General features: G+C 43.9%; 12 protein-coding genes, 1 tRNA gene and 2 pseudogenes. 8 read left to right on the top strand and 7 right to left on the bottom strand.

What is annotated here, in order from left to right:
- Positions 1–50: 50 nt before the first annotated feature.
- Entirely contained in the window at positions 51–614 is a 564-nt protein-coding gene (gene idnK / locus BGE37_RS13985; protein ID WP_000896738.1) for a gluconokinase, read from the top strand.
- Between the two features lie 3 nt (positions 615–617).
- Here the strand turns inward: idnK and ahr are convergent, their stop codons facing one another.
- The gene (gene ahr, locus BGE37_RS13980; RefSeq protein ID WP_105288121.1) at positions 618–1,637 is read right to left on the bottom strand and encodes an NADPH-dependent aldehyde reductase Ahr; all 1,020 of its coding nucleotides are present in this window, start codon (positions 1,635–1,637) and stop codon (positions 618–620) included.
- A 195-nt stretch (positions 1,638–1,832) separates the two neighbouring features.
- Here ahr and BGE37_RS13975 point away from each other — a divergent pair.
- Positions 1,833–1,917, top strand: a tRNA-Leu gene (locus tag BGE37_RS13975).
- Between the two features lie 689 nt (positions 1,918–2,606).
- The gene (locus BGE37_RS13965) at positions 2,607–4,643 is read left to right on the top strand and encodes a hypothetical protein (protein WP_105282219.1); all 2,037 of its coding nucleotides are present in this window, start codon (positions 2,607–2,609) and stop codon (positions 4,641–4,643) included.
- A 398-nt stretch (positions 4,644–5,041) separates the two neighbouring features.
- Here the strand turns inward: BGE37_RS13965 and BGE37_RS13960 are convergent.
- Positions 5,042–5,221 (bottom strand): annotated as a pseudogene (locus BGE37_RS13960) (hypothetical protein); the annotation flags it as partial.
- A gap of 44 nt (positions 5,222–5,265) precedes the next feature.
- Positions 5,266–6,138 (bottom strand): phosphorothioated DNA-binding restriction endonuclease, encoded by an 873-nt coding sequence (locus tag BGE37_RS13955; RefSeq protein WP_105288120.1) that lies wholly within the window; start codon positions 6,136–6,138, stop codon positions 5,266–5,268.
- Positions 6,139–6,274: 136 nt separating this feature from the next.
- On the opposite strand from BGE37_RS13955, the gene BGE37_RS13950 reads away from it, so the two are divergent.
- Both BGE37_RS13950 and BGE37_RS26005 read left to right on the top strand, forming a co-directional pair.
- Positions 6,275–6,925, top strand: a complete 651-nt coding sequence (locus BGE37_RS13950) for an HNH endonuclease (protein ID WP_054496419.1) — start codon at positions 6,275–6,277, stop codon at positions 6,923–6,925.
- Positions 6,925–7,002, top strand: coding sequence for a hypothetical protein (locus BGE37_RS26005; protein WP_212734751.1), 78 nt, complete (start codon positions 6,925–6,927; stop codon positions 7,000–7,002). Before BGE37_RS13950 ends, BGE37_RS26005 begins: the two co-directional genes overlap by 1 nt.
- Positions 7,003–7,046: 44 nt before the next feature.
- Here BGE37_RS26005 and BGE37_RS25450 read toward each other — a convergent pair.
- The 4 genes and pseudogenes from BGE37_RS25450 to zorA2 all read right to left on the bottom strand — a co-directional run.
- Positions 7,047–7,542 (bottom strand): annotated as a pseudogene (locus BGE37_RS25450) (kelch repeat-containing protein); the annotation flags it as partial.
- 209 nt (positions 7,543–7,751) lie between these two features.
- A complete protein-coding gene (zorE, locus tag BGE37_RS13935; protein ID WP_105288118.1) occupies positions 7,752–8,855 on the bottom strand; it encodes a type II Zorya anti-phage system protein ZorE in 1,104 nt (367 codons plus the stop codon).
- A gap of 3 nt (positions 8,856–8,858) precedes the next feature.
- Positions 8,859–9,566 (bottom strand): type II Zorya anti-phage system protein ZorB2, encoded by a 708-nt coding sequence (zorB2, locus tag BGE37_RS13930; RefSeq protein WP_105277775.1) that lies wholly within the window; start codon positions 9,564–9,566, stop codon positions 8,859–8,861.
- Between the two features lie 6 nt (positions 9,567–9,572).
- Positions 9,573–11,225, bottom strand: coding sequence for a type II Zorya anti-phage system protein ZorA2 (gene zorA2, locus BGE37_RS13925; RefSeq protein WP_105288117.1), 1,653 nt, complete (start codon positions 11,223–11,225; stop codon positions 9,573–9,575).
- A gap of 211 nt (positions 11,226–11,436) precedes the next feature.
- Here zorA2 and BGE37_RS13920 point away from each other — a divergent pair, with 211 nt between their 5' ends.
- The 3 genes from BGE37_RS13920 to BGE37_RS13910 all read left to right on the top strand — a co-directional run bounded on the left by BGE37_RS13920 (position 11,437) and on the right by BGE37_RS13910 (position 24,192).
- Entirely contained in the window at positions 11,437–14,796 is a 3,360-nt protein-coding gene (locus BGE37_RS13920) for an STY4851/ECs_5259 family protein (RefSeq protein WP_123057332.1), read from the top strand.
- Entirely contained in the window at positions 14,796–21,110 is a 6,315-nt protein-coding gene (locus BGE37_RS13915) for a DEAD/DEAH box helicase (RefSeq protein ID WP_105288116.1), read from the top strand. The genes BGE37_RS13920 and BGE37_RS13915 overlap by 1 nt, the downstream gene beginning before the upstream one ends.
- Before the next feature lie 223 nt (positions 21,111–21,333).
- Positions 21,334–24,192, top strand: a complete 2,859-nt coding sequence (locus tag BGE37_RS13910) for a DEAD/DEAH box helicase (protein WP_001041505.1) — start codon at positions 21,334–21,336, stop codon at positions 24,190–24,192.
- The last annotated feature ends 1 nt before the right edge of the window (position 24,193 follow it).

Genomic DNA, 24,193 nt, shown 5'->3' with positions numbered 1-24,193 from the left:
TGCCGCCAGGCGTAGTATCGCCGCAGGTAAGATGATTCAGGAGATTTTAAATGGCGGGTGAAAGCTTTATTTTGATGGGCGTATCAGGGAGTGGTAAAACATTAATTGGTAGCAAGGTTGCCGCGTTATTGTCTGCGAAATTTATTGATGGTGACGATCTTCATCCAGCCAAAAATATAGATAAAATGTCGCAAGGCATTCCATTATCTGATGAAGATCGACTTCCCTGGCTGGAACGCTTAAATGATGCTTCATACAGTCTTTATAAAAAGAATGAAACAGGATTTATTGTCTGTTCATCATTAAAAAAACAGTATCGTGATATTTTACGCAAGGGTAGCCCCCATGTTCATTTCCTCTGGTTAGATGGCGATTATGAAACTATTCTCGCGAGAATGCAGCGTCGGGCTGGGCATTTTATGCCGGTAGCGTTACTAAAAAGTCAGTTTGAGGCGCTGGAGCGTCCACAAGCAGATGAACAGGATATTGTGCGCATTGATATCAACCATGATATTGCCAATGTCACCGAACAATGTCGGCAGGCTGTGCTGGCGATAAGACAAAACAGAATATGTGCGAAAGAGGGCAGCGCCTCAGATCAGCGCTGCGAATGATTTTCAAAAATCTGCTTTCAGGACCACTCGGTAGCGCGCTTTACCATCGCGTACATGCTGAATGGCGTCGTTAATTTTCGACATTGGGAACAGTTCGGTAGTCGGTGCAACCTTGCTGCGGGCGGCAAAGCGCATCAGCTTACGCAGCTCATAAGGTGTACCTGTTGCTGAACCAGAGACGCTGCGGTCGCCCGCAATTAACGTAAAGGCCGGAACAGACAGCGGCGTGAGGACCGCGCCGACTGTATGGAAATTACCGCCATACGTCAGCGCCTCAAAATAAGGCTGCCAGTCGAGGCTGACGTTGACGGTGTTGATAATGAGATCAAACTGCCCCACCAGTGCTTTCAGTGCCTGCGGATCGCGGCTATTCACCACTTTATCGGCACCCATCGCCAGCACCTCCTGCTCTTTCGCCGGATTCGAACTAAAGGCCGTCACCTCGCATCCCATTGCGTGCAGAAGTTTTATAGCGATATGCCCCAGCCCGCCAATACCAATTACCCCAACGCGGCTGGTGGCAGTGATATGGTGCATCAACAGTGGTTTAAAGACCGTGATACCGCCGCACAACAGTGGCCCGGCAGATTCAATGTCGATATTTTCTGGCAGTGGAATCACCCATTGCCAGTCCGCACGCAACTTCTCAGCAAAGCCGCCACGATTCATAATCGTCGGCACCGCACCTTGCTCACAGTTGATCTGATTACCGCTAATACAGGCGTCGCAGTGACCACAGCTACGCGCCGTCCAGCCAATCCCGACACGCTGACCGACCTGCAAACCTTTATCCTGCGCGGCGCTCCCGAGCGCCACCACGCGCCCAATCACCTCATGCCCGGCAACCAGCGGATACTGTGAAAATCCCCATTCGTTGTCGATCATCGACAGATCGGAATGGCAGATCCCGCAGTAATCCACCTGCACTTCGACATCTTGTGGTTTCAGTTCACCGGGATCGTACTCATAAACTTCCAGTTTGCCGCCAGCCTCTTTTGCGGCATAGCTTTTTATCATCGACATATTTTTGTCCTTCTCTGGTGTTGTCTGGGAAGTGTAGAGCATGGTAGGGCGGGGTGCCTGGAGTGTGACAAAGGTTACACATCGCGGAATGCAATGCTGAAAATTTCAGCACTTAGCGAGGTGCGAGCAAGCTGGCGCTTGCATGGTGGCGCGTGACAGGTATAATCCACAACGTTTTCCGCATACCTCTTCAGTGCCGAAGTGGCGAAATCGGTAGACGCAGTTGATTCAAAATCAACCGTAGAAATACGTGCCGGTTCGAGTCCGGCCTTCGGCACCACACCGTATGCAAATCGAGTCGCTCAAGAGCGGCTTTTTTTGTGTCTGAAATCACCCATATCCGTGCAGTATATAGGCCTGCCAGAAAAGCAGTTCAGTATTCTTCATTTGGTAGTCGATGGTCCCAAGTTTGCTCTGGCTGGAAGCTGCATCGTCCACATTACGTGGGCAGGGTGGTTTCGCTATGCTACTTGAACGTTTTGACCATGTGGCTCAGGTAGCTAATATCAAAAGACGTCATTTTGTCTCCACGCCCACCTTGGTGAACATTCAATAAATAGTTTCGGTCGAGAGCAGTTATGTAGGGCTAGCAGACGAGATGCGCAGACATCTTGTTGAAGACAATTTTACTGACCACCTGAGAACGCTATTCTACCGAATAATATTTATTATCTTGGTGAATAATGATGATTACCTGTGTAACTATGGTTTTATGCTGATGGGACCGGCAGTACAATTTCTGTAGTGTACTCGCAATTTCAGGTCTCTGGCGTTTATTCTGGTGCAAAGGAGGTATGTGATGAAAACTTTGCTACCATGCCATTAAATGCGACCAATATCGGATTATCCATCAGTTGCTTGTTGTAGATTTCATTGGTTATAAAAATGCAAGGTGCAAAAGATGAAATTTATAATTATTAGTTAAGTGGCTAATTTTATAGTAATTTAGACAATAGGATGTATGGAAAAATGGAAAAAGTTTATGATACCACTAGAATTAGTAATCTTGCTAACGACCCGAAACAGTTTTGTTCTTTTTTTTGTGAGTACATAAAAAGAGATGATATTAGTATAGATATCGCCTTGGATGTGCTGAGAATATCTTCCATCTATTATAATAGATTTTCAGTTCAGACTGAAGTTGAGTATAACAATACATTCAAAAAATGTATTAATGAGCTAGTAAACTCATTTCCTGATAACATTGAACTAATCTCTGAGTTCGAGAGTCAATGTAAAATTATGCATGATATAAATAATTCTTTCTTTGGGGCTGCAAAATGTGCTGGTATTTGGCGTAAAAATACAAAAAAATCACATGCATTAATACTTAATCTCATCATGTTTTGTGAGATGTTTTTATCATCATTATCATCCTTGGTTGTGGTCAATGATCCTAAAAAAATGAAGAGGATTTTTCCATTATTTATCGTTTCTGAAAATATTAATATTCATGCTGAACCTGATATCGAATATTTTCGAGTTATCGATAGGGCATTTGATGAGGTAGCCAATTACACCGGAAGAATATTTTCTTATTTACGGACTCATGGGCCATTGAAACTAACTTCTTGTGTGAATAAACAAACCTTGCTTTCAATGGGAGGGTACCTTAATGAGTGGAATGTTTTTGACTCATTAAGCAGAGTAAGAGACTTTTTCAGACTAAGTAGTGCAGTATTTACAAAATTGGATAATAACATTTACTCTCTTGAGGTTGATAGTTTTTGTTTATACCGAGATTATGAGATTGCAAGAAATAGACTAATGATGAGAGCGTCACATCTATATAGCGAAGTTCATGAATTTAGTAACAAACATTTTCATCTAAATAGTTGGGTAAAGGATCATATGCCATCTTACTTAAATTCTGATGGCGTTTTTAGCTCATTTCATTTAAGCGAGTTGGAAAATATGTCTCCTGATGACCTTCATGAAGAATATGGGAATATATCATTATTTAATTGGGTGCACGCTTATCAATGTTTAGTCGAGTTATCTAAAGAAGAAATGAGCAAAAGATTTTCATCGACAAAACCTATACCCCTACAGTTGGATCGCTGGCTGGTCATAAAAAGCCGTGAGAGTTGGTTATCATTCTTTCAACGTAAGGGGATTGCAGCAGATGCAGCAAAAAAACTGATAGATTATTTTACCTTCAATTCAAAATCACATGATCTTAATGATTGCCCATTTATTCCCTGTATGGACGGTTTATGCTTAATGCCTGCATTAATAGCAAATAGCTCAGTGACTCGCTCTCTAATGTCATTATTTGGTTCCAAAAAAATTTCTCAAGCAAGTAAAGGGCGATTTCATGAGCAACAATTTATAAAACAAGTTCGTGATGCGGGGATTAAAGCTTCTCCAATTGATGCTCATGCTAATTATCAGTGCGATTGCGTGATTCTCCTGGATGATTGTTTGATTTTTACAGAACTAAAATCAAATGGTCAACCAATATATTATGGTAAGTACTATCAGCAAGTGTGTAACATCGTTGGAGATAGCTCATTAATACATGATCATAATAATAAATTTATGCGTTCTTATTTTCAACAAATAAATCGAATTTCTGAACATTATCTTAATCATCTTGATGTGATCATTAAAGAATTCGAACTACCATCAACATGGCAACCCAAAGGTGTGTATAAGCTTATTGTTACTACAACTATGCTCGGTGGGAAATATCATGTGGATGATACATATGTAGCGGACAAATATGCATTATCTAGTTTTTTTCAACGAATACCTGGAGTGATATATCAAACAAATGAAAATGGAAAAATGGCGAAAAATATCATTGATGGGTTTGAGTGTTGCGAAGGGAAAATCACTATCGATAAGTTTATAGATTATCTTTCCTCTTTGCCCAGTATTAATGCTGTACGTAAAAATATAAAAAAATTAACTTATAGTGTTCGATTTAATGAAAAATTAGTCCATCACCCTTATTATGATTCTTGGGCTTTTGGCCCATATATTCGTAAGGGAAATGATTAGAGCAATTTATTATATAGTCCATGTTATTCACTGATTATATTATTGATAATATAATCAGTGAATAACTCTAATTTTTTTAATGTTGGGGTTTAGCCTGAAGTTGAAATTGGTACTACGGAACGGTATGATCATATCGCATCAAAATATCAAGGAAGTGATGATTTTCTACGCACCGATCCAGAAACGTGGATTTTATCATCACCATAAGCAATGGCAGCGACAACACCATCAATTTCTATATCAAAGGTGGTGAAATAAATTAGAAAATTGTTTATTTAATCCATTAGCGATAAGTTTTATTGTTATTTAGCCGAGATATATTCCATTGAAAAAAGTAAATTGGCACTGATATTATATCAAATGGGAATAATCCTTTTGTAAATAAGCTGAGGAATGTGTTAATTCACATCCAGCGCCTTATAAACCGCATCAACCGGTTCTGAGTAAAAACTTACCTGAAACTTGGTAAACAACTCTGCCGGAACTGTTGGAATATCCATAGCCGAGGATATCGGCAACAGAACTCGTTTTGCGCCGCTATCGAAGGCGAGTTGTAAACTAGCGGCAAGATCCTGCACTGATTATGTCAGCAATATTGAACATACTGCGATAGTTATCAACCTCACCCCCTAAAAACCTCTTTTCGATGCCACTCCACAAACCCCTCAAAAGGGTAATTTTTACGCACCTGTGGTAACGCAATAGTTTTCCCGTCAAAATCCCAGAATAGTTTCTCAACGATCCCTCCGCCGTTTACCGCATCCGAGACCAGTACCCGCATATTTTCATCCAGGCCAATCGATCCTTTATCAAAGGCTTTATGGTGTATTGCACAAAGCGCCAGGCCATTAGGAATTTCACAAGGACCGCCGTGCTGTTTCCATTTTATATGCGCTGCTTCCAGTGCGACGGTGGTGTCATCGTGGCGCATATTAAAGCCACATATCGCGCACTGGTAGTTATATGCGCGCAATACAAGTTTGCGAAATAACGGGTCGCGCTGTTTACGGATTTGCTGGAGATCAAAACCCAGCTCGTCAGCAATTTCTTCCTGAATGCTCTCGGTGAAGTGCGCTTCGAGTATCTGTTGCGCCAGGGTATTGATGAGTTTTTTATTGCCGATTACCAGGGCATAGTGCTGTTCATCGAAACCGCCTGCAACGCGGTGTTCGGTCAGTTCCTTCACTGGCGGTTGTCGGCTACTCCCTGCTGTTGAGCAAAGTTCGGCATTGTGTAATTGCCAGAATCCGTCGCCTTGTAATCGCCAGAACGGCATATCAGGTCGGTACTGTGAACGCTGTGGCCCAAAACGTTCCAGTAAACTGTGCAGAGGTTCGTAGATTTCCGAGCCATAATCGAAAAGGCGCGGATGTCCATTCAGGTATCCCGCTAATACGTATAGCAATAACAATGGCTTATGCGGCGCGCGCTGTTCACCCTTGTGCCAGATTTTTATATTGGCAATTGCCTGCTGTAGCGATTTACTGGAAGCCATTGATATCCCTGGCAGTGAAATAATTGCGATCATGCTCGCAAATTTTCTGCTGTTCAAGCCTGCAAGTGAAGATATATTACCTTGATCTCATTTGTTTTTTTGCTGCCTGTTCTGAGAACGTATAAGGACATTCTCCATGAATAAACTCCCTGATCATCTTCCGCGGCGGTATATCATCGAAGCTATCCATTTATGGGATGCGGGAGAAACTCATCAGTTCCAGCCTGCGCGGTTGTATGAGATTGAATATCATGGCCGACGTTACCCCTCGAAGGCGATTGCTGGCATCGCAGCGACATTGATGACGGGGACGCAATTTACCCCTGCGGATTTCACCGGCGGAATAAAATCTAAATGCGTCAAACTACTCATAGAGCAGGGATTTCATATTCATCAGGATAAAGCCGCTGCGGCTCCCATAGCCGACGTTCTGTTCCCGGATGAGTTGCCGTCGCAGGAGACATACGTTGAAGGTGCGGCGATAAAGGTGACAGTAAACCGCTATGAACGCGATAAAAAGGCCCGAGATAAAGCGGTCGAACATCATGGATGCCAGTGCAACGTATGCGGCGTTGATCTGGTGAAGATCTATGGTGATATCGCTGAAGGCTTTATCCATGTGCATCACCTGGTGCCGCTTTCAGCCATTAAAGAGAATTACCAGCTGGATCCAGTTAATGATTTGCTTCCTGTGTGCCCTAATTGCCATGCGATGTTGCACCGACGCAAACCACCGTTTTCGCCGGAGCAGTTAAAAGCGTTGATGGATGCAAATAAATCAAATTAATGAACGCTCACCCTTCACGCCAAAACCGCAAAATAGCGTCAACAAATTTGTCTACAATCATCCCCCGACTGAAATGACTGCTTCGCAGTACCGTCATCCAGTTCTCCGGTGACCGGTACGCTGAATCTTTTCCAGCTTCGTTAAGATCTTCAAAATAGCCATTGAAGATATTCTGGTTAACACCGCCAGTAACATAAGCCTTGCCGTTGTGTACAAATGTCACATGACCCGCCATGCCCATCGGCGCGTGCGACATCAATTTAACCCAGCTATTGGTTTTGAGGTTGTATTTGTGAACGTCATTAAATACCTGAGTCAAGCCCTCACTGTTTTTGCCAATGCCGTCAAACACATACAGATTGCCATCAATAAATGCAGAAGTTGCTTGATCTCTCGGTCCACCAGGAAATGCAGCTAACGCTGTCCATTTTTTTATCTTTGGTCTGTTTCTCCAGCTTGTACCATGCCGTACCTGCGCTACCTAAACCAATGTAGACAGTGTTGTTATCAATTGCTCCGGTACCACTTTTAAATGGCACAGGCGTTTCCGGTAATACATACGCATTTACGGAAAATGAAGCCATCATTATAGCAAGCACCGTTATTGCTTTATTCATTGTGACTGTAACCTATCTACCAAGCTTTAACCTTCACCCGTATGAGGAAAGTTTTAAATATAAGGCTAACCATAGCATATGCCTTTATACCTATTACACCAAAAAAACAGACAAGTTATGCCATAAACGACTTTTATAATTTGAGTCACAAATCAGGAGAATTTTATTTATCTTCCGTGAAAGTCTTAACTTTCACGGAGTTTCGGAATTTACAACGTTGCTGACGTAAAGGCTCCTGTTTGTATTTCTTTAACCAGCTCACCCACGGTATATATTCTCCATCCTTCGACTTCGGCGGGAGTAAGGTTAACTGCAATTTTAAGGCCTGGCCATGCAGCTTCTACGGTTGCAATAATTTCATGTTCTGAGTTTTGAAGATCTAACCCAGGAACAGGAGGTTGAAAGCCTTTATGTTGCATCATATTAATATCACCATGCACTGATGGATCAGTCAGGTCATATATTTCATTCCAGGATTCTGCTTTTAATAACCCTTGTTGGGAACGTAAACGTTGAATGATAGCCATCTCAGCTTGGGTAACGAATATACCTTCGTGGAGGGGCTGTTTTCGATGGCAATCCTTGCACAGAACAAGAAGGTTTTCATGGTGATTATCATATTTGATGCCATTTTTATGATGGACATGGCACAAGTTTTTGGCGGTTGATAAATTCACGCCACAATCATTACAAACATAATTTGCCTTTTCTCGTATTGATTTAGATATATCTTTCCAGTTTTCGACATACCCACTATTTGTTTTGTCATAGATACCCTTAGGCATATGACGAAAACAGGTACTATAATCTGAAAAAAACTCATTTAATGAGAATGATTTAAAAATCTCTCTTTTTCGTTGTTTATCAATACTTCCTTTATAATTAAGTCGTTCGAGGCAATTCATACATACCCGTAAATCAACATCCTGGCTCCGACCTGAACCATCATCAATTTCGAATAAACCATCTATGCGGTTAGTTGCATGATACCTTTCAAATCGATTTTTATGGCGCATTTCATCAAGAGTTCTGCACCAGGCAATATGAAAACGTTTTCCTTTTTCGCCATCTACGATAGCCGCATCATAACGCCCTGAATGGTCCCGAATATATAAAAGAACCTGGCGGCCATGATAAGAGATAAGCCCGCTACCAGGGTCAAGATCTTCGATACTAACTTCTTTACCCGTGGATAACTCAATATCTATAGGATCAAAGTCAATAGGGGATTCATCCAGAAAAAAATCGACTCCTTCTGGTAACATTTTCTTCCCTAATTGAATAAGTTCTGAAATGTCGATAGATAATTTCATCTCTTACTCCTGAATAATCTTTCTAATCTGCAATTCGGCATTTGTTACAACTTTGAAGGTGACACGACGAGAGCGATTAGGATCCTCCTTGCCGGTTTTATCAAGAATGGGATGTGCAGATGAATAACCTACTGCGGCAAATTTACTTTTAACCCATTGTTGGTGTGTCGCGATATTTTTTATGTCATAAACGTATTGTAATACTGCACGTGTACGACCTTGTGATAGTGCCATATTATTAAAATAAGCAATATCAGGATTCGTTGTTCCTGTCCAGTCAGTACTTGTGTGACCTTCAATGCGGACTTCAGTAATATGGTCCTGATAATTATCTAGAACTTTTAGGTAGCGAGGAAAGAAGTCGTCAAGAATGAGTTTAAACTTTGGTTTTAGCTCTGTGCTTCCTAAGCCAAATAAAACATCCGGTGATTTAAATCGAACCTCCAGAGTCTGTTTATCGATCTCTGCATCCCAGTCTTGTAAATCCTTTGCAAACTCAATATCCAGAGCATTATAAAGCTGTAACTGAGCATTCTCGTAGGCTACGGCAACTTCTTTAATTTTTTCTTTTTCAATACGTACGTAGTGCATATAAGCAATAGATATGAACATAAAAACCATCATCAGCCCTGCCATTAGGTCTGACATGGATACCCAGTGTTCATTATCTTGATCTTTTTTAGGTAATTGTTTCCCTATAATCTTATCCATGATCGATTACCCTCGATGTTTATTAGCAGAAATTAATGCTTGTAACTGTCCCATAATTATTTGGTAATCTTTAATAAGTTTTTCATAGTTACCGACAAAACCTTTGCTGATTGAAAGCAGAGCATTACCTAATGATTGCATTTCACGGTTCATCTCACGTTCAGTTGCTTGCTCAAAAGCATGTAACTGCTCGTTGATGGATAGAGCAAATTTTTCAATTGATTCTCTGACTTGAGAAGTCAGCCCTGCACTTGCCTTATCAAATGATGTCTGGATTGAATCAAACATATTATCGGCATTACTGGATAGTTGATGGTTAATCTTTTCACCAGTCTTACTGAACATATCAATTACATTAGTCGTATTTTGTTCCATATTTCTATGCAATTCTTTCGAGTGCGACTCTAGTGACTTCAGGAATTCTTCACCACTTTGTTTCATTTCAGTAATTGTTTCACCTAACGTGCTGGTTAGAGTTTCGGAGGAATTGCTGACATCATGTGCCATCGAGGCAAATGCTTGTTGTGTTTGGGTAACCGATTGTCTGAATCCTTCGGTACCTTCATCCAGGGCCACGCGCATTGAATCTGCATTAAGAAGTATTTGCTGGCTGGTTTGCTCAAGAGATGCACTAACATTTGCAGCTCCGGATTTCAGCAGTTCACCCACTTCAGCCATTTTGTTCTGTATTTCAGGTAATACGGTTGTAGCTTTATCGCGGATAGCGACAAAGGTTTCTAAATGGCGGGAGAGTTCGCTGATTTGATGTTGGTTCACCTGAAGCACTTCACGCAGTTCAGACATAGCCAGAGGAATTTCTTTACATTCTTCCCAAATCCCGGCAACCGCAGTTTTTGTTTCAACCAGAGACTCGACACTTTGTTGATATTGTTCTGACATCAGCTCAACTTGCGTTTTATAATTTTCCTGCCACTCAACAAGTTTTTTTACAGAGGCATCAAGTGCTTTAAAGTTTTCACCAAACTGTTCAGTTAAATTTTCATTAAAATCAATAATGACTTGTCGTAAAGCATCAATAATTTGTTCTGTAGCACCTTTTGCCATTAGATCTGCAAATTGTTCAAGTTGTTCCCAAAGCTTATTACTGAAATGAGTGTGATTAGCTAATTGTGCCTGCGAGGAATCGCTAATCTCAGTACGTAGTAATTTTATTTGAGCAATAAGAGAACCTTCACTATCACCGTTAATACCCAAGACTAATTTAGTCAGAGTCTGGTTCTGCTCTTTTAATTCATGATAGATATGTTCAGGTGTAACAGATTCAGGGTTATTTTCTGCTAACGCACTTCGTTTATTGGCAAAAAAGAAAGCATCCATTCCATTAAATAAAATGGCAAAAAACATACCTACAATGCTTGTAATGAATGCTGTTTTTAGGCCGCCTAATAATACGGGGATGCTGGTATCAATACTTTCAGTATTAAAATTGAGTAACCCAATAATAATACCAATGAAAGTACCCAGAATACCTAATGCCCCCATTAAGGTTGGAGCATATTCTCTAAACTTACTATGTATATTTTTTTTGTCACACCACCACGCTGATAAAAATACGAATATAACAGCCCAGATGAAAATATTGGTGATCAGTGTAGAGTCTATCGATTGAAACAACTGCTCAAAAAGCTGCGCTAACATTTTGATACCTGTGTAAATAATGGATAGTTGTAATTGTTTAAAAAATAAACAAAACGCACATAATTTATATGGTTAAGTTCGGTGTAGCGCTCATGATTGTAACAAGTTTTTTCGAGATATAAATGATTTGTCTCATTTTTAGCGAGTTCATCGGGTTGAGCTTTTTTATGATGATAGTAACCTGTTACGAATTGTATCAAAGGAAGGCAGGTTGCTTGTGAAAACTCCAGTTAACCCACTTTTGCAATGGCTTAACATGTTTTTTAGTCGCCGTTCATTATCCGGAGCTGATGGACGGGCGTTATATGCTTACCGTTGTACTGATACAGAGTACGAAAGTTTGGCAGAACTACTGCGTACATATGCCCCTCGTAGTTATCCAAGAACGATATTCATTTCCTATAGCGATGTTCTATTTAGCATATATGCCGCAGAGTTTATCCGCCGGACTCATACGGTCGGACACCCTAAATGGGACACAATTTTAGATTCTATTGACTGGAAAGTTCCGTATGTTCATCGACAGAAGCTGGTTAATGATGGCATTCGCTACTGGAAAAGAAAGATAAGAAACCTGGGGCAAGCTTCGGGTTATCTGCATACACTGGCTTGTGAAGGTGGTTTACCTATCCGCATGATTGAAAATGAGAGCGGTTATTTGATTACCTATTTCAGAAGGATATATCAGGCGCTTCGTGGGCAAGCATCTCAATATCCTGCCGCTAAAATTGCACAAGAATTAGGCGATACGATTCCTGTCACAATGCAAAACGAACTGGTCTATGAAATAGCCGGTGAATTCTGCGAGACTCTCTGCCGATTACTTAGTGAGCATCCACCTCAAAGCAGTGATCCCGTTTCTGCATTACGTAAGCTCTCTCCAGACTGGCATCTTCAACTTCCACTCGTTCTCCCCGAAGCGAATGCTGCAGAGATTGTAAGGCGATTACTTTCTCAATCTTCTGAAATACGCAGTGCAAGTAGTCTTCAGGTTGAAAGAATCTGGGTCGATGTTGATGACAGTTGGTATTGTGATGCCCGGTTCCGATTCCCGGCCACAATGCGTACAGAACAGTTAACCTCTTTGTTTGAATGCCATATTCAGCCGGAGCAGACCCGACTCATCATTTCAGGAAAATGGAGAAATGGCGGGGCAAGGTTGGCAATGCTAAGCCGTTATGAGCAGCAAGATTGGCGGGTCGAGTTATTACCTATTGCGATGCAAAAGCTCTCTGGTGCAGATGCAATGGCCGAAATCTCGTTGTCGCTTCATGAAGGTCCAATTCTGTTAGGCCACACAATTCCAAAAGGCGGTTATGAACTTACTGAAGAACTCCCCTGGGTTTTTGAAGCGATGAATGAGAGTGAATCGCAGCTAAAACTTGTCGGTATGGGGTCTGTGAGTTCCAGGCTAAATGCTCTGTTTATTTCGCTACCGAAAAATAGCCATTTAGATATTAGTGGAGAAGGTGAGTTTGATATCCCAAGGTTGCTGAAAAACAGTGAACGCAGCTTAACTAAAATAAGTGGAGTATTTAGCGTTGTTTTACATGATGGTGCAGTTTGTACAATTCGCACCCAGCAACTTTATGATTCTGCGATTGAATATTATATTAAATCGACAGAAGTTGAACTGGTTAAATCGGATTATCCTGTCCATCGAGCCTGGCCGAAGATCGGTTGGAAAAAGGATCTGCAATATGGCATTGTACCGGAGAAAGAACTTTTTTGGCGTTCCATTCGTTCAGGTAACAATGCCTGGTATTCTGTCGCATCAGAAATGCCAAAAGGACAGATAGAAGTCCGGCGAATAGTTAATGATGAGGTTTTATTTAGCGGTAAAGTTGTAGTTTTACCAGCAGACTTCGATATTAATATTATACCTGAGAGTGCTCAGCAAGGCATTATTATGCTTTCTGGTATAACGGATACTAGAGTTGATAAATATTCAAACAATGAAAAAGTAACACTTAAGTCCGATTATTCACAAAACGAGTGTGCTATTTATTATAATTCATCGCAGATGCTGGAAAATACCGTTGATTTACGGGTCTCCTGGAAAGATGGTTCTAATCTTAAACTATTATTACCTAAGCCGGTTAGCGGTGGCCGATTTGTAACTAATGATGGTTCTGTTCATTTTGATGGTGTGGCATCTATAGCACATTTGCATGGAATAGATGCTGAGTTATTAACCATATCATGTGCTGGAAGAGGATATCTTAATATCGAGTTATTGGATGAAAATCCAGTAGCTGAAAAATTCCGTTATTTACATGCCGACCTTCCTCTTTTATCAGGACGCAATGACAAATTACAACAAATTTCACTTTATGAGAACTATAATTTGCTAAATGCTATGCTGGCATGTGCATGGAACAGCAATAGTACATTATGTGTTGATTTTTACTCTGACAGATTTGGAAAGGATAAAGCAACACTCAATATTAAACGCTACGATGGTAGTTTTATTGAACACGATCAAGGGTTGCTGGTTGATATAAAAAATTCTGTTGTTTTTCCTGCAAATAGAATAGACGAACTGGTTGTTGATGCTATTTCTCTTAAGGATCCTGGCTTACACAAATCATTGCTAAAAAAAGATGAATTTGCTTATGATCTTTCAGCTCTGAATGTTCAGGATAGTCCATGGTTAATTGTGGGAAAACTTGATGGTACAGCTCGCATTGCACCAGTAATTAAATGGATGCTACCTGTATTGCAGACAAATGATTTATTACTAAATGCTCTATGCGAAGCAGACCCAGAACAGCGCAAAAAAAATTTTAATGAGCTAATTTTTGAAATAGATAACAACCCATTGCAAAATTATTGCTGTTTATTAACAGAGTATATTAAGAAGTACAAAATGAATAATGGCTTATCCTTGCTGGATCTGGACTTGTTCAGAGGTATTTCGAGTAATTACCGCGTGGTTGTTCAATTGTTAATATCATCATGTCTTTCTGGTGATAGCGATACGATTTATGATATACAGGAAGAATTACCCTTTTCATGGGGATGGATTCCCGTTTCAATCTGGAAAGATGTTTTCCAAAAATGTTGGACTTATCTGGAAAAACAGATTAACGATAAAACATTAGCATTACATATATTGCAACCCTTTATTGCTTTTATGAACCATCGTGCACATATCGATCGTCGGCTGGCTCCCATTGCGAATATGTTACTTACATATAGTGAGAGCCTACCAACCGGTTGTGATGTATTGCCAACTGTTAGTCGTGAGCAGTTTAATGAAGCTAAACAGATGCTATTAAGGAACCCCGACAGCTTTGGGCGTATCAGTATCTTCCCTAAAGAACTTTGGTCTAGTGCTATTACTCCAGAGTTAAAATCTGTTTTTAATAAGCTTTGGATTGAAGATAAATATCACTCACGGCTTGAAAAACGTTTTAATTTGATGTTAGTCGCAGCGCTGTTAACCCAAAAAGATAATAACCTGATACATCAACTGTCTGCGCTTTTTGAATTTCACTATCAGCAAGCCCCACAGCAATTAGGGGTAATCTATCAATATTATTTTGAACAAGCAGGAGTATGTCATTGATGGACGTTCAGCAACTGCATTATGCGCCACTTCTAAATCAGCTTCATCAGCGTGCGGTGAGGTCGGTGGTAAGTCAGTTGGCATTGCGGAGCAAGTCGTTGACTCATTATCTGGAATCACAATATTTTCAGCCTCCCGGTCAGGAGGGGTCACTGCTTGCAGACCCGGTATTCGAAAGTACATTCGGCTGGATGCCTGCGGATGAAACAATGGAGGATTTGCGGGACAAGCTGATCTCCAGCCCGCTGGTTGATGCATTGAGCAAAGCGCCAGTGCCATTTCGTCATCAACTCACTGCGTGGCGAACAATTCTGGAAGACAAAAAATCCTTGTTAGTGAGCAGCGGTACGGGATCCGGGAAAACAGAATGCTTTATGGTACCGGTTCTGGAAGATCTTATTCGTCAGCAAAAATCGACCCGCCAGTCACTAACAGGGACACAAGCTATTTTCTTGTATCCGTTAAATGCATTAATTAACAGTCAACAGGAGCGGCTTCGCGAATGGACGCGCGGATTTAAGGGGAAAATACGCTTCGCGCTATATAATGGCGAAACCCGGCATACCAAATACGAAATTCAGGAAGATCAGTTGAAAGTACCTGAACAAGCTTTGAGTCGGGAAGCCATTTACGAAGCACCACCTTCCATCATGGTGACGAATACCACCATGCTGGAATATATGCTGATTCGTCGTAAAGATGCCCCAATCATCGAAAAGTCTCAGGGGATGTTAAAGTATATCGTCCTGGATGAAGCCCATAGTTATATTGGTTCTCAGGCTGCTGAGTTAGCGCTGCTTTTACGTCGTGTTATGCAGGCTTTCAATGTTGGACCCGGCACAGATAAACCTGTGCAGATTATCGCGACCTCTGCCACTATTGGTGAAGACTCTCCTGAAGGTAATAAGGAGCTTGCTAAATTTGTCGCTGATCTCGCGGGCGTTACAGAACGTGATGTCAAAGTGGTTCGCGGTTATCGACAAATACCGCGGGTATCGGAGTCGCTGATTCGTCATGAATACCCCACATCTTTAACTTCTCTTAAATCTCTGAGCCCTCAGGATCTTTACCAACAGCTTTGTCATTACCGTGTGGCCCAGCAATTGCGTCAGGCGTTAACTCATCCCGGACGGCAGGCAGTACGTTTGAGTGAGTTGCTCAATGTTGCCAGAAGAACCTGGCCAGATATTAATCACCGTGAGCTACTGCAACTCCTCGATCTAATGGCAAGATCGCGAGAAGGTGAACTGGCTTTTACGCCATTACGTATGCATGGATTTATCAGAACACTGGCGGGTCTATGGGCATGTTCAAACAAACAATGCTCACATAAAGCACATGAATTAAATCAGAGTGACTGGCCATTTGGTCAGGTATGGTTTGAGCAGCGCCAATATTGTGACTGTGGTGCGCCGGTATTTGAAGTTTTACGTTGCTCCGGGTGTGGTTCAGCTTATTTGTCTGCCAAAGAGGAGATGCGCGGTGATGGAACGAACTGGTTGGTAGCGCAACCCGCCGCTGCCGAAGTGGATGAGTTTGCTCTTGATGTAGATGTTTATTCTGAAGATGAAGACAACGACGAATTAGACAATAACTCTCAATTTGATCGTCTGATTGCGAGCGATGGTGAAAAATATATCATTTCACTGGAAGAAACGACGGCGGGGAAAATTGATAGTGAAGCGCAAAAGCACTATGAAATAAACCTGTTAAGACCGGAATCTCGAGGTGAGGGACGTAATAATTCCTTTGCTTGTGTTTGCTGTGGTGACACCCAACGAAAAAATAATCCTTTATTCCGTCCGCTTCGACTTGGCGCGCCCTTTTTTTTAAATGAAATTATTCCTACTCTGCTGGAGTTTTCACCATTACCGCAGACAAGAGAAGAGCAGTTAGGACCGTTTAATGGTCGACGTCTGCTCACCTTTACGGATTCACGTCAGGGCACTGCCCGCATTTCTGCCCGCTTACAGCAGGATGCCGATAAAGCGACGTTGCGAGCTCTTTGCTACCAGGAGCTGGCCAATATTAATGAGCCATCAGCAAAGCTCAGCCCGGCACACTGCGCATTGTTAGAGAGTTTTATTGCCCAGTTTTCTATCCTTCCTTTAAAAAACTCTATTGACGCGCTGAAAAAAGCGATGGTTGCTAATGAAGAGCTTAGCCCGGCGGACATTCAGGCACTTAAAATTATCGAGCCGATGGTGAGTTCCTTAAGCCCGGATCATGCTGAAGCGATGCAAATACTCCAGGCTAACTCTGGCAATCAGCAGAAGAAAACCATGTCATGGCAAACACTGTCTGAACAGCTGGTTGGCAGTGTGGACCTTGCCGATAGAATGAGAGGCAGTTTTAAAGAATTGTCTGGGCTTGATCTTACTAAACAACAGTTTGCAGATTTTTGTTTATACAGTGAGTTTGGTCGCCGCCCTAAAAATGCCTGGACCCTCGAAAGTCTGGGTCTGGTAGCCATTCACTATCCATTTATTGATAAAGTTACAACCTGCCCGCAGGACTGGAAGACATTATTACCCGATCCCGATAAGCAATTAGCGGAATGGCGTAATTTATTGAAGATTACTCTTGATTTCTTTATACGTGAAAACAGTGCCGTTTTTTACGAAAACGAGCAATACCCTCGCTGGATGGGGGCTCGTTTCCCGGTAAAAATGCTGCAGGGTCCAGATAAAAAAAACAAAGGGCAGAAACGTGATCAACTTTGGCCACAAATACGCGATCGCCATTATAACCGGGTCATTAAGCTATTAATTGCAGTCTTTCCGGCAATACAACCTGAGCAGGCTCACTGGAAATCGTTAGTTAACCACTTAATGATTGAGGTCTGGGATGCAATTCGACCCTGCTTACGTCAGTTTGAGTCGGGTTATCAGCTGGATATTAAACAACAAGCTGAATTTTACAGTCCAAAGCAAGTGTGGCGTTGCCCCTATACTCGACGTGCGTTAGACGTCACGTTACTGGGATACTCTCCGTATTTGCCGGGTAGCAAAGAAATTGCACCTGAAAAAGCAGTGTTGATTGAAATGCCTGAGCTTCCTGTACGTCACTGGCGTTTGTCTGGTGGTGGAGAAATCGCCCGAGAAGAACGTCTGGAGTGGCTGGAAAGTAATGCGCTGATTCAACATGCCCGCGAGGAAGGATTATGGTCTACTCGCAGCGACCGACTGGCCCTGAAAGATAGCTGGTATCGTCTGGAGGAACACTCTGCGCAGAGAACGCCTGAGCAGAACCAGTTTAATGAAAAACAATTTAAGTCAGGCAAAGTTAATGTGCTGAACTGCTCCACGACCATGGAGATGGGGGTGGACATTGGTGGTATGAGTTTGGTGGCAATGAACAACGTTCCTCCAGCTCCGGCAAATTATTTGCAGCGTGCAGGCCGCGCGGGTCGACGTGGAGAGAGTGCATCTGCTGCCATTACGTTATGTAAAAACACGGCGCATGGAATGGAGGTATTCAAAGACCCCCTCTGGGCGTTCAACACTACTGCCAGTGCGCCACGGGTTCGTTTTGGGAGCAGCAGTATTGTTCAACGACATGTTAATGCCCTGGTTTTAGGTCTGTTTTTACGAGCTGAAGTTCCTGATGCGACAAAACTGAGTTGCAAATGGTTCTTTGAAGGTGATGAGAGCCAGTGTCTTCGTTTTCTCCATTGGTTAAATAACCAGGCCGATCAGCTAGCGGATAAACTTAAACGCCTTACTCAGGGAACCGTCCTGATGTCATTGACGGCAACCCAGCTCTTGACCCGCACACAAGCAATGATGCAGCAGGTTGATATCCGCTGGAGAAGCCAACTTGCGATACTGTTGGAAAATATCGAAGCGTTGAAAGCGGATAACAGCGCGTGGGAAGAAACGCCAGCAGGTAAAGCCATCGCTTATCAGCTTCGTGATTATCGCGGTGCATATCTGTTTTCTAAACTCATTAGTGAAGCGTTCCTGCCGGGGCATGGTTTCCCGGTTGGTGTCGTCAATTTCAATTATCTGACGGCAGATGAGCTGGAAAAACGTCGCGCAATAAAAGCTACTCAGGCTGACCCTAATGAAGGGGGAGAAAGCTTTTCTCGTCGTATTGAAAAATTGCCCAGCCGTGATCTACCTACAGCATTACGCGAGTATGCGCCTGGTGCAGATGTGGTATTGGGCGGAAAAGTATATCGTTCCTCGGGCATTATGCTTGGCAAGGTACTTGCCAGCGGGCAGGAGCTGTCAGGCGATCATCATATTCCGTGGTTCTGGCATTGCCGTAAATGTGGTGCGGGGGCAACCAGTGCTACCCATCCTGTCGAATGTAGTCACTGCAAAGCGGATATACAGCAACTTGATGTGAAGCGTTATTTACAGCCTGTTGGTTTTGCGACAGATATTCGTTATCAGGCACATAATGATGTATCCATGCCTGCACAACTTCCCTGGAAAGATCCACGTGTTCTTGTACCGTCTTCGGTGTGGGTTTCTTTACCCGATGCTGGGCTAGGACGTTACCGTTTTAGCCATAGTGGGGAATTGTTCCACTTCAGTGAAGGGGAATTTGGGCACGGCTACGCAATTTGCCTCTCATGTGGTCGGGCAGAATCTCAAACTCAACCCCAGCGTACCCCTGAAAATCTAAAGAACCCAGAGCGGGAAAATACGCATTACCTGTTGCGAGGGGGCAGTAACGATCGTCAGGGGAGCAATAAATTGTGCCACGGTCATGTGCATAAAGATCTGTGGTTGGGGTATAGCAGTCGTACAGATATGGTTGAGCTGCAACTCAATGATGATAATGGCCTGTTGATCCGTGATGAGGTTGCCGCGCGATCCCTTGCGGTCGCTTTGCGTGAAGGGTTAGCGCATAAATTGGGTATCGAAAATACTGAGCTGGGCGTGACGACGCAGCAAGCGCGCGATATCAATGGCTATACCGGATATTCCATCTTCATTTACGACAATAATGCGGGTGGTGCAGGTTATGCAGTGCAATTGATCGACCATTGGGCTGATGTCTTTAATTACGCCAGAAAATTGCTCGATTGCAGTTGCGATAAATTCTGTCACCACTGCTTGCTCAGCTACGACAGTCAGCATTATGTCAACAGATTAGATCGTCACCATGCATTAACCCTGCTTACCAATGTACGGTTGCAGCGACTTAACCTCGCGCCAGAATATCAGTACTTCGGCGATGGTAGCCGGGTTGAAACTAACCCGCTGAGTTTACGTATTGCGCAATGCCTGAACAGCGAGATTTATGACTCCTGCTCGCTGGTTCTTGCGGGGCCGCAGGAACAGTGGGATTTTGCCCAATGGCCATTATTTAAAGAGTTGCTCCAGTTTGCCTCCTCCGGTGGGCATGTTGAGTTGCTGGTGGCCACGCCGTTGGCAAACTTAACTGATAGCTCCAGACATCAGCTTTCCGCGTTGGCGGCGATGCCGGGAGGGCGCTTACAAGTGAAATCCATTGCCACTGCGCAACTCATGCAAGGAAAGGGGCGCTGGCTTGCGCAGGTGACTCGCGAAGGGCAAAGCCAACAGTGGGCCGCAGACGACAGCGCTACCGTTGCACCTGGTGAATTATGGGGACAAAGTGCGTCCTCACCAGTAGTGACACTTAAAGGAACGTCCGGAAAAACCTTCTCGGGTCAGACCTTAAGTGCAGAAGATTTACTGCCCGCCTTACCCACCGGGGCGGTGCGCATCAACCTCTGCGAGCAACTGGACGGGCCGCTGGAAGGGTTTGGTTCGCGTTTCTGGTCGTTAGTCACGCAACAGCACGCTGGCTGGAAGCAGGCATTTACCCGCCACAAAGAGATAACGCATGTTGAGTACAGCGATCGTTATCTTAATAGCCCATTCACGGCGCGTTTGTTAGGTGAAATCTTAACTGAGCTGGTTGAACAGGGAATGGCGGAACGTGCCAGCCTCACTGTTTGCGTCAAAAAATTGGATTACAACTCTCGCCAACACGACGCTCTCTATAACGCGTGGCTTAATGAGGAAGATCGTCAGCAGGTTGTGACCACTTTACTTGAAGAAGGATATCTGGGGCCTGCGTGGCCGGGAGCAATTAGCTGGTTAACGGGGGATAACCAGAGTACGGAGCATGGACGAGAACTGACAGTCACCTTCAGCGATGGCAGTCAGCATTATGTCCTGCTCGACATGGGGCTTAGCTACTGGCGCTGTATTGAAGACACCTTCTTTGATTTTGCTCTGCGAGTACCGCAGCAAGTTGAACGGCTGGCAAACACGCGAGCGCGAGCTGTTGCCCCGGGTAATGACCTTAGGAGTTATGTTATCGCTGGATAAATAATTGCTCCCCTGGGGATATCTTCCAGGGGAGTTGACCCAGCTCACTTTTTAATAATTTTTGTTTGAAAATCATGCGCAATTTATGCGCATTCCCTCCCATTTTGTCACTTTGCCGGGGGCCTTCATGATATCTTTAAGGCCCTCTTTTTTATCGCAGTGTGCCGCGCCACATTTTTCAGGATGACGTTACCGCCACTGCCCCAAATAGACAGAAAAACCGATGAATAAGCAAAATTATGCACCTGGTATGCGGGTGGTTATTCGTGATGCCGAATGGCGTATTCGCCGGGCGGATGACAGTGGTGATGGTGGGTATTTGCTGACCTGCGATGGTATTTCAGAGCTGGTGCGCGGTAAAGAAGGGTTATTTCTGACCAAACTGGAACAAAAAGTAGAGATCCTTGATCCCGCAAAAACGCATTTGGTGGAAGATGAATCCGCCAATTATCAGGCGGCACAGTTGTATATTGAAAGTCAGTTACGCCAACGCGTACCGACAGACAGTAAAGTCCATTTTGGACATCTGGCGGCGATGGATTCCATGCCGTTTCAGCTCGATCCTACGCGGATGGCGCTGGCACAACCGCGTCAGCGGATACTCATTGCCGACGCTGTCGGTCTGGGTAAAACGCTGGAAGCGGGTATTCTGGTTTCGGAACTGATCCGTCGTGGGCGCGGAAAACGTATTCTGGTTCTGGCGGTTAAATCGATGCTGACACAATTCCAGAAGGAGTTCTGGAGCCGTTTTGCGATCCCATTGACCCGCCTGGATTCTGCTGGTTTACAAAAAGTGCGTAACCGCATCCCTACCAACCACAACCCGTTCCACTATTTTGACAAGACCATTATCTCCATCGATACGCTGAAACAAGATATTGAATATCGTCACCATCTGGAAAATGCCTGGTGGGATATTATTGTCATTGATGAGGCCCATAACGTCGCAGAACGTGGAACCAGTTCGTTACGCAGTAAACTGGCAAAACTGCTCGCCGGGCGCAGCGATACGCTGATTATGCTTTCAGCAACGCCGCATGATGGTAAAGCTGAAAGTTTTGCCAGCCTGATGAACATGCTTGACCCGACGGCGATCGCCAACCCGAAAGAGTATGAATACGCCGACTTTGCCGATAAAAATCTGGTTGTCCGTCGCTTCAAAAAAGACGTGAAAGATCAGATGTCTGGCGAGTTCCCCGAGCGCAATATTGTCAAACTGACTCGCCTGGCATCCGGTGCCGAAGAAGAAGCATACCGTCGCCTGGTTGAGAGTCAGTTCCGTGATGATGACGATGAACAGGCCCAGTCTAACAAAGGTCGTCTGTTCAAGATAACCCTCGAAAAAGCGCTATTTTCCAGCCCGATGGCGTGTGCCAGCGTAGTGGCTAATCGTCTGAAGCGTCTTGAGAGCCGTAAAGATCATAATAGCCAGAGCCAGATCAACGAACTGGAGTCATTGCTGTTGGCGCTGAATAACATTGATGCCAGCCAGTTTAGCAAATACCAGTTGCTGCTCGACACCATCCGAAAAGACCTCGCCTGGAAAGCCAATAACACGGAAGATCGCCTGGTGATCTTCACCGAAAGCATTAAAACGCTGGAGTTCCTCGAACAGCAACTGCGAGCGGATCTGAAATTGAAAGATGATCAGATCGCCACGCTGCGCGGCGATCAGGGCGATACGGTGTTGATGGAAACCGTAGAAGCCTTTGGTAAAACGCAGTCGCCGTTGCGTCTTCTGGTTTGTTCGGATGTGGCATCTGAAGGGATCAACCTGCATCACCTTAGCCACAAAATGATTCACTTTGATATTCCGTGGTCGTTGATGGTATTCCAGCAACGTAACGGGCGTATTGACCGCTATGGGCAAAAACATCAGCCTCAAATCCGCTATCTGCTTACCGAGGCCAGCGAACCGCAGATCAATGGCGATATGCGCGTACTGGAAGTGTTGATCAACAAAGACGAACAGGCGCAGAAGAACATTGGGGACAGTTCGGAGTTTACCGGCAAATTTACCCAGGAAGAGGAAGAAGAGCAGGTTGCAGAGTTCATGATGCAGGATGATGGTGCCAGCCTGTTTGATCAACTGCTGAACAGCAACGTCTCGGAAAGCGCCGAACATGATCTGTTTGGCGAAATATGCAGTGCGGTTTCCAGCGATGCCTCAATGGTTACCGAAACAGACACCAGCTTGTTTGCCAGCGAACAGGCGTACTGCGAAAGAGCATTGGGTTACCTGAAAGCCAGTGGTCAAACTATCCAGTATGAAACCTTGCCTGATAATACCTTGTCGCTGGTGGCACCGGAGGAGTTACGCCGCCGCTTCAACCAGCTACCGCCTGAAATCGCCCCGGAGAACTGGCAGCTCTATTTAAGTCAGGATAAAACCGTCATCACCGACGCGATTGCACGCGCTCGCGGTGAGCAACATGCCTGGCCCGATGTGCAGTATCTCTGGCAAATCAACCCGGTAGTGCAGTGGCTGGACGATAAAATCTCTTCGGCTTTTGGTCGTCATCAGGCACCGGTTATCCGTCTGCCATACCTGCTTGAACCCGATGAAGATCACTTCATTCTTTCCGGGTTATTCCCGAACCGTAAATCACATCCGATGGTGAACCCGTGGATAGTGGTGAGCTTTAACCGTGAATCGCTAATCGGCAGTCAGCCATTTGCTGAGTTTTTACAACGTCATCCGCAGTTGAGTAACAAGCTGACTAACAGCGGCGGTAAAGATCGTAATCACCAGCGCCAGCAGGATTTACTGGAAGCGGCTATTGCTCATGCCCGGGAGGTATTCATCCATGATCGGAATGCGTTTGAAACGCACATTAACCAGCAACTGAATGAGCATCTGCAAAAGCTGGACGTTTTGCGTGGGCGGCAGTTGAGCCAACTTGAGCTGGATTTTGCCGATAACAAACAGCAATTGTCAGTTAAGCAGAGCCGTAAAGAGCAGAGACAACGCGAAATCGAACACAATTTTGACAGCTATATTGAATGGATTGAGGACACCATGACGACTGAAAAAGAACCCTACATTCAGGTAATTGCTGTTATCACCGGAGCGGAGGGTTAAT

This window comes from Escherichia sp. MOD1-EC6300 (assembly GCF_002965045.1).
Classification (GTDB): Bacteria; Pseudomonadota; Gammaproteobacteria; order Enterobacterales; family Enterobacteriaceae; genus Escherichia; species Escherichia coli_F.
The sequence above is the reverse complement of the archived record's forward strand: the minus strand, read 5'-3'. Positions and strand labels throughout refer to the sequence as shown.